11 protein-coding genes are annotated in these 11,731 nt (G+C 44.1%); 4 read left to right on the forward strand and 7 right to left on the reverse strand.

Annotation, left to right across the window (positions count from 1 at the left end):
- Positions 1–95: 95 nt before the first annotated feature.
- From aroG to KO537_RS03570, 5 genes are all read right to left on the reverse strand, one after another.
- Entirely contained in the window at positions 96–1,151 is a 1,056-nt protein-coding gene (gene aroG, locus KO537_RS03550; RefSeq protein WP_131525191.1) for a 3-deoxy-7-phosphoheptulonate synthase AroG, read from the reverse strand.
- A gap of 351 nt (positions 1,152–1,502) precedes the next feature.
- Positions 1,503–2,696, reverse strand: coding sequence for a hypothetical protein (locus KO537_RS03555; RefSeq protein ID WP_219233873.1), 1,194 nt, complete (start codon positions 2,694–2,696; stop codon positions 1,503–1,505).
- Positions 2,697–2,823: 127 nt separating this feature from the next.
- Positions 2,824–3,162, reverse strand: a complete 339-nt coding sequence (locus KO537_RS03560; RefSeq protein WP_028761802.1) for a hypothetical protein — start codon at positions 3,160–3,162, stop codon at positions 2,824–2,826.
- Positions 3,163–3,340: 178 nt separating this feature from the next.
- The gene (locus KO537_RS03565) at positions 3,341–4,591 is read right to left on the reverse strand and encodes an ammonium transporter (protein WP_028761801.1); all 1,251 of its coding nucleotides are present in this window, start codon (positions 4,589–4,591) and stop codon (positions 3,341–3,343) included.
- Positions 4,592–4,601: 10 nt separating this feature from the next.
- Complete coding sequence (locus tag KO537_RS03570) at positions 4,602–4,940, reverse strand: P-II family nitrogen regulator (RefSeq protein ID WP_028761800.1); 339 nt, start codon at positions 4,938–4,940, stop codon at positions 4,602–4,604.
- Positions 4,941–5,284: 344 nt separating this feature from the next.
- On the opposite strand from KO537_RS03570, the gene KO537_RS03575 reads away from it, so the two are divergent.
- Positions 5,285–5,827 (forward strand): hydrolase, encoded by a 543-nt coding sequence (locus KO537_RS03575; protein ID WP_219233874.1) that lies wholly within the window; start codon positions 5,285–5,287, stop codon positions 5,825–5,827.
- A 150-nt stretch (positions 5,828–5,977) separates the two neighbouring features.
- Here the strand turns inward: KO537_RS03575 and nrfA are convergent, their stop codons facing one another.
- A complete protein-coding gene (nrfA, locus tag KO537_RS03580; protein WP_219233875.1) occupies positions 5,978–7,381 on the reverse strand; it encodes an ammonia-forming nitrite reductase cytochrome c552 subunit in 1,404 nt (467 codons plus the stop codon).
- 225 nt (positions 7,382–7,606) lie between these two features.
- Here nrfA and narQ point away from each other — a divergent pair, with 225 nt between their 5' ends.
- Both narQ and KO537_RS03590 read left to right on the forward strand, forming a co-directional pair.
- Entirely contained in the window at positions 7,607–9,442 is a 1,836-nt protein-coding gene (gene narQ, locus KO537_RS03585) for a nitrate/nitrite two-component system sensor histidine kinase NarQ (protein ID WP_219233876.1), read from the forward strand.
- Entirely contained in the window at positions 9,435–10,064 is a 630-nt protein-coding gene (locus tag KO537_RS03590; protein WP_173247473.1) for a response regulator, read from the forward strand. The genes narQ and KO537_RS03590 overlap by 8 nt, the downstream gene beginning before the upstream one ends.
- A 91-nt stretch (positions 10,065–10,155) precedes the next feature.
- Here KO537_RS03590 and KO537_RS03595 read toward each other — a convergent pair whose 3' ends face one another.
- Positions 10,156–10,530 (reverse strand): YacL family protein, encoded by a 375-nt coding sequence (locus KO537_RS03595; RefSeq protein ID WP_105250233.1) that lies wholly within the window; start codon positions 10,528–10,530, stop codon positions 10,156–10,158.
- 196 nt (positions 10,531–10,726) lie between these two features.
- Here KO537_RS03595 and KO537_RS03600 point away from each other — a divergent pair, with 196 nt between their 5' ends.
- Positions 10,727–11,692 carry a zinc transporter ZntB gene (locus tag KO537_RS03600; RefSeq protein ID WP_131525184.1) on the forward strand — a complete coding sequence of 322 codons (966 nt, stop codon included), beginning with the start codon at positions 10,727–10,729 and terminating at the stop codon, positions 11,690–11,692.
- Positions 11,693–11,731: the final 39 nt, after the last annotated feature.

The raw sequence follows: 11,731 nt of genomic DNA on the forward strand, positions 1-11,731 counted from the left end.
AAGGCGCCGGGATAGCGCCTTTGTTTTTACTTAACCCGCAATCGTTAACGGCAAACTCAGGTATAGTTGCGGTTTATGTTCGCTCGAGCAGACAATTAAACCTGACGGCGTTCGATAATGCTTTGGTTCAAAATGGCTAACAGACGCTCGGTATCATCCCAACCAATACACGCATCGGTAATACTCTGCCCATAGCATAACTCTTGACCTTCAATAAGATCTTGACGACCTTCCACTAAATGGCTTTCTACCATAACACCAAAAATAGCAGTATTTCCCGCCGCCACTTGACCAGCTACATCTTCAGCAACCACTAACTGACGTTGATACTCTTTACTACTATTAGCATGGCTAAAGTCGATCATGATGTTGTCGGCAAGCTTTGCTTTTAACAATTGCTGGCTAATCTCAGTGACATGCGGCGCGCTATAATTGGGCTCGCGGCCACCCCGTAAAATAATGTGGCAATCAGGATTGCCCTTAGTCGAAACGATCGCCGAATGGCCCAACTTAGTCACAGATAAAAAATGGTGTGGTGCATTGGCAGCACCTATCGCATCAATAGCAACTTTAATCGTGCCATCAGTACCATTTTTAAAACCGACCGGACAAGAAAGACCCGAGGCTAACTCTCTGTGTACTTGAGATTCTGTCGTACGGGCACCAATGGCTCCCCAGCACATTAAATCAGCCATATATTGTGGGGTGATCATGTCAAGAAACTCACCCGCGGTTGGCATACCGCTGTCGTTCAAATCCACTAATAATTTACGGGCGGTGCGTAAACCATCATTGAGTTTAAAGCTGTTATCCATGTAAGGATCGTTAATCAGCCCTTTCCAACCCACTGTGGTTCTTGGTTTTTCAAAATACACTCGCATCACAATTTCGAGTTGATCTTTATAACGTTCACGCAGTGAGACCAAACGCTGTCCATATTCCAACGCAGCTTTGGGATCGTGGATAGAACAAGGCCCAATCACCACTAATAGACGATCATCAGACTTAGCCAGAATATTATGGATACTATTACGCGCATTAAACACAGTCGCAGAGGCTTTTTCGGAAGCAGGAAATCGTTCAAGAATCGCGATAGGTGGAAGTAACTCTTTTACTTCTTTAATGCGAACATCATCATTTTGGTAATACATAATTTTACTGCTCCAACGCTGGTGTTTTAGGCTATTTCTATCGCTGCGATAAGGGATCTCAACTGCAATACTGAGTTCAATTTATCGAGTCTCAGGCGCCAATGCAACCAAGTTGTCTCCATTTCAAAAAATCAAATATAACTTATTGTTTTAATATATTTAAAAAAAATCAAAATTCAAATATGCCAGCTAACTCACAGCCTTGATGAACAAAATCGAATATGGCGGATAAAAAGGAATAAACATATTTACTGCAAGTGTATTTAGGTGCCCTATGTAAGCAAGCAAAGATGTTTACCCGTAATAAGCTTAATTGATGGCCAGCGCTCTATAGAAAAGAGCGGGCAAATGCTAATGCTGTAACATGACTTGTAACTTGCTCTGATAGCGTTGACGCTCTGACTCATCTCGACTCAAAGCCAAGGCTTTATCCATATTCAGTTTGGCACGCTTTTCGTCCCCCAGCGCCCAGTAGGTTTTAGATAAACCGAAGAAGAACTCATGACGATAATCCGCTTTTGCCAACGCCCTTTGATACCAAGCCAAGGCCTCGTTGTATTGATGCTCATCATAGGCTTGCTGCCCCATGTCATAGTAATAATAGGGATTACGTATTCGCGCTAATTCAAGCACTTTATTAATTTCGGCCCATTCATCAAGCCGCCCCTGCTCCCCTAAAATCAAGGCTAAGTTATAAAGCGTTGTCAGATTTTTCGCATCAAACTTGAGTGCATAGCGATAAACCTGTTCGGCCCGCTTTTCATCACCTTTATGCCGGTAAATAATGGCGAGCGTGTTGAGTGAAGGAACAAACTGGCCGACTTTTAAACCCACTTTAATCAAGGCATAGGCCCTGTCTAAATCACCGTTCACCAAAGACTCTGCCGCCATGTTGTTGTAAAACATGCTGATTAAGGTCTGCCGATCCACTTGGGTTTTACCGTATCCCCGTAGAGCTCGCTCTGGCATAAAGTCCACTAAAACTGCGGTAGATGACACATAAACTGAATGTGCGTTTTCAGGTGGAAGTAAGCGTAAATTCACATGCCCATTGATTAAATAGAAATCACCTTGCTTATCCCATACCGGTTCTATCGCAATATCTTGATACTCAGCACTCACATTCAATATGTCCGCTAACGCAGAAGTCATGACCACTAAAGACATGCAATTACCCGCCCTTTGGGCATAGGTTTCACGGGCAATTTGGGTCAGATTATCTTGATATCGAAAATCAATGTTAGCGCTATTGGTTTGACTCGCATTGATATAACTAGCTAACCATTCATTAGCTAACATGTTGTTATTGTGTGACAAAGTGTATATCCCATAGCGACGTTTTACGTCTGTCACGACCTCGGGTGGCAGATAAAAGATATCAGCAACAGAAGGAATATCGGCCACAGGGGTAAACAGTGAATCGGCAAGTAACGACTCAAGATCCGACGGATTAGGCTCAATGGTCGTCGAGCTACAAGCAAACAATTGACTGAATACAACGCTCAAGATCGTACTCAAGTATACGGCTCGGAATAGTTTCGACATACGCCCTCCCACACCATTAGCTCCTATTTGAGCTTATTACAAATGGCGAAAAAGACGACATAAAATGGTTACAAAAAATGATAATCGCGATCGATTGAAAATAATCGCAAATAATTTAATGAATTAACTATTGTGAAGGTCGGTCAACTTCTATGTATAACTCACGCTGCTGATAATGATACGGCCGATAGTTATGCTCTCCACAGGTAAAATGTCGATAGGGTTTCATGACCGTAACGCAACCTGAGGGTAAAGCCTGCAGAATTTGGATTTGCTGCTGGCGACGAAGCGACTCCTGCCATTCAAAATCCTTGAGCACTTGATCACGCACGGCAAAGGCATCGACAGGCTCACTTGAGCGATTAACGATCACTTCTCCTGCAAAGGCAGAAACCGATATCCAGCCAGAAATGACGATAAGACTTAATCGCGAAAATTGACCTATTGTTTTTATATTCAAGCTCATAGAACACTCCTTAATTTATACAAGAAAACAGAATTGCTCAGTAATTAAGCTTATGACCCTGTGCTTAAACTTCAATCACAGTGATTACCCATAAAAAAGCAGAGCCTAGGCTCTGCTTCACTATCCCTCGATCCAAGCTAAGCATCAAGGTGAATCACGTGTTAATGTGCAAGTTTAATCAGCCCGCATTTTTGACCGTAACAAACTCAGGATAGGCATCAATACCGCAGTCAGAAGCATCCATACCGTTGTATTCTTCTTCCTCAGTCACACGGATCCCCATGGTTATCTTAATCACATACCAAACTGCAAATGATGAGCAGAATACCCAAGTGAAAATGATCGCTGCGCCCGTCAACTGTCCGGTAATAGTTGCATTGGCATTGGATAATGGCACACACATTAAGCCAAGGAAACCAGCCACACCGTGTACTGAAATCGCACCGACGGGATCGTCGATCTTAATGCGATCTAAGCCCACTATCGAGAACACCACCACGCCGCCCGCCACTAAACCAATCACACCCGCCATTAACAATGAAGGCGAAAGAGGATCTGCCGTAATCGCCACTAATCCAGCCAAAATACCGTTAAGGATCATGGTCAAATCCGCTTTACCCCAAATCATCTTACACACGATAAGAGCAGAGATAGCACCAAAAGCCGCTGCAGTATTGGTATTCACAAACACTTTCGCCACTGAGCTTGCATTCGCCGCATCCGACACCATTAATTGCGATCCGCCGTTAAAGCCAAACCAGCCCATCCACAGAATAAACATACCTAAGGTTGCCATTGGCAAGTTAGAGCCTGGAATAGGATTCACTTGGCCATTAGGCCCGTATTTACCCTTACGCGCACCGAGCAATATCACGCCAGCAATCGCCGCGGTCGCCCCCGTCATATGCACAATACCGCTACCAGCAAAGTCTACAAAGCCCAGTTTAGCGATAAAACCTTGGCCCCAAGTCCAATAACCTTCTACTGGATAGATAACCGCTGTCATCACCACAGAGAAGAACAAGAAAGCCCACAACTTCATCCGTTCCGCCACAGCACCAGAGACAATTGACATCGCCGTTGCCACAAATACAACTTGGAAGAAGAAGTCAGATTCTAATGCATGGCTCGCATCTGCTGATTGCGAACCAATTAAGGTGCCAATTGACGGTAACCAGCCACCTTCAGTGTTATCCACATACATGATGTTATAGCCAACCAACAGATACATCACACAGGCAATCGCGTACAGCACAACGTTCTTAGTTAAAATTTCAGTGGTATTTTTAGAGCGAACTAAACCCGCCTCTAACATGGCGAATCCCGCCGCCATCCACATGACTAAAGCGCCAGAAATCAAAAAGTAAAAGGTATCGAGTGCAAAGCGTAGTTCAGTGACTGTGCCGCCTAATTTCGTTAATTCTTCCATTGTCAGCCCCTTATAGCGCTTCAGTATCAAGTTCACCCGTACGGATACGGATAGCATGTTCTAAATCAACGACGAAGATCTTACCGTCACCAATTTTCCCCGTATGGGCCGCAGTGGTAATGGCCTCAATCAACATGTCGAGATTTTCAGCCTTAGTGGCAATTTCTAGTTTTACTTTTGGCAAAAAATCCACCTGATACTCGGCGCCGCGATACAACTCTGTATGCCCTTTCTGACGGCCAAAACCTTTCACTTCGGTCACCGTCATGCCCTCAATACCAATTCCGGCGATAGCTTCACGGACATCATCCAACTTAAACGGCTTGATGATAGCGCTGACTAGTTTCATCCTGACCTCCAAAAACACGCGATTGTTATTAACTTGTATCAAAGGTAATTCAATCATTAGGCCAACAATTTAATCTATTGATTATTATTGGTTTAAATTTTTTAACACTATTTTTCAAGGTTAAAAATGCACCATAATCGAGCACTAACTGGTGCGATGCACTCTTTTAGTGAGCAGTTTAAGTGCGACAGCTATTCGACCTTAGGCCTATTGGTAACAAGGTTAAATTAGGGTCTACTGGGGGAAGCGTAAATCGAGATGAAATCTGAGCATCACAACACAAGCTCTTAGACAAAAGCGAAGATCATCACTAAGACAATCATCAAGCGCAGAAGGAAGGCCCGATGTTAAAACCAGAAGAATGTGTTCTCGTTATCGTCGATGTGCAAGGAAAACTTGCACAAATCATGGATAACAGTGACAAGCTGCATCAACAACTACAGACCTTAATCCAAGGCGCACAATTATTTGAAATTCCAATACTGTGGTTAGAACAGCTACCCGATAAACTCGGAGCAACTAGCCCTGAGCTGCAAACCTTACTTGCGAAAACCAGCTCCCCCATTGCCAAGCAGCATTTTAGCGGCTGGCACTGTGACGCGTTTGCAAAGGCATTAACTAAGACGAATCGCAAACACGTCATACTGGCGGGTATTGAAAACCATGTGTGTGTTTACCAAACCTGTTGTGACCTTATCGAACAGCAATATTCGGTGCATTTAGTCGCCGATTGCGTATCGTCACGCAGTGCTGAGAATAAACAACTCGGGATCCAAATGATGACGGCCAGAGGCGCCCTATTAACTAACGTGGAATCGCTATTATTTGAATTACAACATCAAGCCCAAGGCGAGCGGTTTAGGGCGTTATTAAAACTAATCAAATAACGATTTAGCCCGTGGTATTTGCCAGCATGACCAGCGCCTGACATTACTCGATATTTTTTTCCATAAAAAAGCCCCCGCTGAGTCAGCGAGGGCTTTTGTTTGCATGAGGGGTTAGCTCATATCGAAAACTCAACCGCGATTGATTAAAACCTACTTATAAGTGGCTTCGCGTTTTTTCGCTTCTTCATCCCACTTAGGTAATATGTCTTTCTTAAATGCTTCTTTCTCAGCATTCATCTTTTTCATGTCCATACCTAAGGCTGCTTGTGCTTTAGCTTTAGTAGAGATATCAGGAATCGCAACAGGATCTGTGATGCCTTTTTTACCGAGTAATTGCGCTAACTTCACACGAGCATCAGCAGCTTTACTTACCGAAGTTCCCAGAATACGCAATGCTTCATCCGGTGCGTGAGCTGCAACACCATGGGAAGCAATCGCTAAATCCCAACGCCATTGTGAATGGCGGATATCTGTTAGTATGGGTTTCATTTCTTCTTCAGTTGCGCCAGCTTTCCACGCAGCCTCTGCTTCAAAGTGTGCTTTGACTAATTGCTCTTCCGCTTTCAACTTCATTTCTTTGACTTTGGCTTTACGCTCATTAGTCACGCCAACCAAAAACTCTTTAGTCTGGCTATGGCAAGTTGCACAGGTTTCTTCAAAACGGTCGAATGGATTGCCCACTTTATGATCGGTAAACTTCTTACCTTCAGCACTGGTCACTTTTGGCATGTGACAGTCAACGCAACTCACATTATTCATGCCGTGAATACCCATTTTCCACGTTTCATACTCTGGATGCTGGGCTTTTAACATTGGTGTCTTAGAAAGGGCGTGTGTCCAATCAGAAAATTGGATTGAGTCATAGTAGACTTCCATTTTTTCAACTGTTGTACCCATATCCCAAGGGAATTTAACAAAATTCTTTTTGTCGTCAGTTTTCTCAAAATAATACTCAACGTGGCACTGAGCACATACCATTGATTCTTTATCTTGTTTAGACGCTTTGCTGAAAGGTGTACCTATAGCTTCAAAAGCACGGTCTGCATAAGGGCGTGAAATACGTAACTTTGGAGAGCTTTTTTCATGGCAATCACCACAACCAATGGTATTTGTCACTTCAGGGCCACCCTTTGACCACTTACCTTTGAAGTAACCATCTTCGCCTTGCTCTTCAATCAAGCGAGGTACATCAGGGCTCTTACAGCTCCAACATGCCATAGGCAATGGACCATCTTCCGCATTTTTCGGCGCACCAGTACGTAGGGTATTACGCACGTCGGTCACGGCATACATATGGCCGCGAGGAGCGTTGTAATCTTTTGCGAATGCATAGCCAGCCCACAGGATCACCATATTAGGATCCTGCCCAATCGCATCGACAAGTTCTTCACTCTTTGCGGTATCATGCCAGCTATTATATTGATTCTTAAATTTATCTTTATAAACTTCGTTGCGAGGCTCTGTTTTATCACTCGCCATTGCGCCCGCTGCCATGAAGCTGGCGGCAACCAGTGCACTCAGTGCAAAGGACTTACCTGTCATCTTCTTCATCATCTCATCTCCGTGTTGCATTATTGTTGTAAATCACGACATCTCCATGGTCAAACTTAGTGATTTAACCCTGCTAAAAATATACCTCTTAGGGGGTATCTAGGTTGAAGTTTGCGCTAGATCAAAATGTAAAGGTGTTGTTGTTCACATTTCTATACTTTTGTTAATGTATTACATTATTTTCTAATGTAAAAACCACTGCAAAGTGCCATAACAGCGGCCATCAAAATGAACAGCGGATTAATGAAACGAGGTAGTCTCACCTCAAAAATCTTAGGATTAATGTTAGTACTTATTCTGCTCTCTAGTAGTTTATCGACTTTTGCTATCATCAATTTGTCCTACAGCTTAGGCGACGCCAAGGCGATTAATGCCTCAGGGTCGCTGAGGATGCAAAGCTATCGGTTAATGTTTTACGCCAACTCAGGCAGTGATGCTGCGCAGGATAAAATCACCGAATTCGAAAATACGCTCTATTCCGACACATTAAAGCCCTCGGAAAGTTGGTTTAGTCCGCCAGAAATTGCCGCTCAATATCAGCTTGTCATCGATAAATGGCTGGTGATGAAACACTACATAGAACAAGAAAACTCCCGCGATTATGTCGCCTCACTGAAGGACTTTGTTGATACCATTGATTTACTGGTGCTTGAGATGGAGCACTACGCCGCCTTTAAACTCAGGCTCCTTGCCGCCAGCCAAATATTAGGCTTAGGCGTCATGCTCATTATCGCTTTTGTGGCCGTGCGTTTTACAAAGAAGAAAGTGGTGATCCCGCTGCAAAAACTGATGGAATCGGCCAACACGATTTCTAAGGGTAATTTTGAAATAGAAATGCCCGAGACCGAATATATTGAACTTACAGCGCTGACCCATGCCCTACAAAAAACGGCGAAGGAACTCGCGACGCTTTATGGCAACTTAGAATCGCAGGTAGCAGAAAAAACCTTAGCGCTGACAAGGGCCAACAACGAGCTGGCATTCTTATATGATAACCTACTGACATTAAACGCAAATAAACTCGATTACAAGGCTCTCAAGGCGGCGCTGAATCAGTTAAAAGGCTATGAATCACTCGACTACCTAAGACTCATCATTCAATACCCAGAGCAAGAGTTAGAAGTGATTGAGGCCGATGGCGGTTGGCCAGATATGACTCAAGAGAGCACCCGTTTCCCACTGCAATTTGAGCAGGCTAATTTAGGCTATTTAGAGTTAATTGCCGACCAAACACCCAATATCGCCTTGTTTAACAATTTCGCAATTATGTTGACGCGCTCAATCGTGATCCACAATGCCACAGAGCAAAGACAGCAACTGGCGCTAATGGAGGAACGTGGCGTGATTGCCCGAGAGCTGCACGACTCTTTGGGTCAAGTGCTATCTTTCCTAAAAATCCAAATTAGCTTATTACGCAAAAACTTAGATTGCAGTTGCCGCAGCCCGATCGTTGAGGCGCAGTTAACCGAAATCAACGAAGGTGTAAGCACTGCCTACGTGCAACTCAGGGAGTTACTATCCACCTTTAGGCTCACAATTAAAGAGCCCGATCTAAAAAGTGCTTTAGAGGCTATGCTTGAGCAACTCAGGACAAAGACGAATATAAAGATAACCTTAGACTATAAACTTGCGCCACAATGGCTAGAGGCAAAGCAGCACATCCACATACTGCAGATCACGCGAGAAGCGACGTTAAACGCCATCAAACACGCCGAGGCCAGCCTCATTAACATCCATTGCTATAAGGATGACGAGGGTATGGTCAATATTGATGTTTGTGATAACGGCATAGGTATTGGACATTTAAAAGAACGAGATCAACATTTTGGCATAGGTATAATGCATGAACGAGCCAGTAAGCTTTCAGGTAAAGTCGTGTTCAGCGACAATGATTTAAAGAGATTTAAACCTGCTATGGCAACCACAACTGAGCAAGGATGCAATGCACAAGACGACGCACTCAAACCTAACAGCCCATTAAACCTTGTGCAGCACAGCAAGGAGTCAAGTGGCACTAGAGTGACGCTTATTTTCCCATCTCAACAGGAGCCTTCAAATGGGTAAACCTTATTCCGTACTAGTGGTCGATGACCATCCCCTCTTGCGCAAAGGCATCTGCCAGCTCATCGCTTCAGATCCTGACTTCAGCCTATTTGGCGAAGCCGGTAGTGGTTTAGACGCATTAACCGCAGTGGTCACCGATGAACCCGACATCATATTGCTCGATCTGAATATGAAAGGCATGACAGGCCTAGATACCCTCAACGCCATGCGCCAAGAAGGTGTTACCTCACGCATAGTAATTCTCACCGTTTCCGATGCAAAACAGGATGTTATCCGTTTACTTCGCGCTGGAGCCGACGGCTATTTGCTTAAAGATACTGAGCCAGATTTGCTTCTCGAAAAACTCAAGAATGCCATGCTTGGCCACAGGGTGATCAGCGATGAAGTCGAGGAATACCTTTACGAACTTAAAGATGCGACCGATGAACAAGAATGGATTTCGAGCCTAACCCCAAGGGAGCTGCAAATTCTACAGCAACTGGCGGAAGGCTTAAGTAATCGCATGATTTCAGAGCATTTACACATTAGTGAAGGCACAGTTAAAGTGCACGTAAAAAACCTACTGCGTAAAGCCAATGCTAAATCGAGAACCGAAATGGCGGTGCGCTATCTGAATCATTAAAGATACGAAAATGAGCTTGGTATAGCGCAAACAATAAAGGCAATCCCATGATTGCCTTTATGTTTTTATCAAATAGAGATTAAATAAATGATTACAAACCTTTCTCAATAAATTGCTGCCAACTCAATAGCGCCTGCTCAAAATCCTCTAGGCCACAATAAGCTTCTGACTCAGCATCATAGAGTGACATAGCCTCTTCCAATTCATATTCTTGTTCAAAGCCTAAAGTATTGGCAAAGACTCGCGCCTGTTCACGCTCTAACTCTAAGGTAAAATCATTACCAACAAGACGCCATGAACCTCGTTTATCGGCTTGAATTTCTTTTATCACACCCAACACTTGCTGAATTTTAGCTAACTCAGTCCCTAATTCTTCCGTAAACCATTGCCCAAGCACTTCATGATCCATGCTAAAGCTAGCCAAAAAAGTGCCAGTTAAACTGTTACGCCGAAATTCGTATTCCATTTTATTGTCTCTTTGATCTAAGCCTACTAATGCTAATTTTAACCTATCCTTGGCTAAGTTGCTTGCATCCCTCAGCACATCAAATTTATGTCAATTAACGTTTACCTCATGTCGTTAAGCATAAGTACTGACTTCATTTTCATGACAAAATCAGTTAGTTTGTTTGGATGATTTTGAAAGTTAAATGGAATGCGATATGCACGAAGGGTTTATCTACAGTTTAGTGCTCAGCGGCGCCCAAGCGGGTTCTACCTTGAGCCTAGAACAGATCGAAAAATGGGATCCTCAGGATGGCCTACTCTGGTTACACCTTCGCTATCGTAATAAAAAGGCACGCCACTGGATACTCAATAGCGGTCTGCCTAAGGTCGAAAGTGATGCCCTACTCGCCCAAGACACTCGTCCCCGCGCTGTGATTACAGGTGAAGGCATATTACTCGCATTACGCGGCGTTAACCTCAACCCCAATTCTGCTCCCGAAGACATGGTGGCAGTGCGTATCTATGCCGATAAACAGCGGATCATTTCCACCTGCGATCGCGAGTTACAGTCGGTCAAAGATGTCGCCGAGCTAATCCTTGAGGGCAATGGGCCTACAACTACGGGGGACTTTATCGTCGCAATCTGCGAGCGACTGACCAATCGTAAAGTCGAGTTTATTGATAAATTGGAAGAACAGCTCTCTGATTTAGAAGAACTAGTCGTCTCAGGCAATGTGAAAGACTTACGTACCGATATCGCCGAACTGCGCCGTCAAACTGTGGCCATTCGCCGCTATTTAGCCCCACAGCGCGAAGCATTCTCGAAAATGATTTCTGAGCAATTTAGCCTATTTAAAGATACTGAGCGACTCAAGCTAAGGGAAACAAACGATAAACTTATCCGCACCATTGAAGATCTCGATGCCCTGCGCGATAGGGCCAATGTGACTCAAGAAGAATTACTCAGTCAGCAGTCGGAGCAACTCAACAAACGCTTATACTTCTTATCCTTAGTGTCAGCAATCTTCTTACCGCTAGGCTTTTTAACAGGCTTACTTGGGGTCAATATTGGCGGGATACCGGGCGCGGACAACACTTGGGCCTTCGCCACCTTCTGCGGCATATTAATCTCACTCGTCGCCCTGCAAATGGCGCTTTTTTATCGATTTAAGTGGTTATAGCCACCTTAAAACAACAAAGCCAATCGATTAGGATTGGCG

Source organism: Shewanella sp. NKUCC01_JLK (assembly GCF_019345615.1).
GTDB classification, from domain to species: domain Bacteria; phylum Pseudomonadota; class Gammaproteobacteria; order Enterobacterales; family Shewanellaceae; genus Shewanella; species Shewanella oncorhynchi.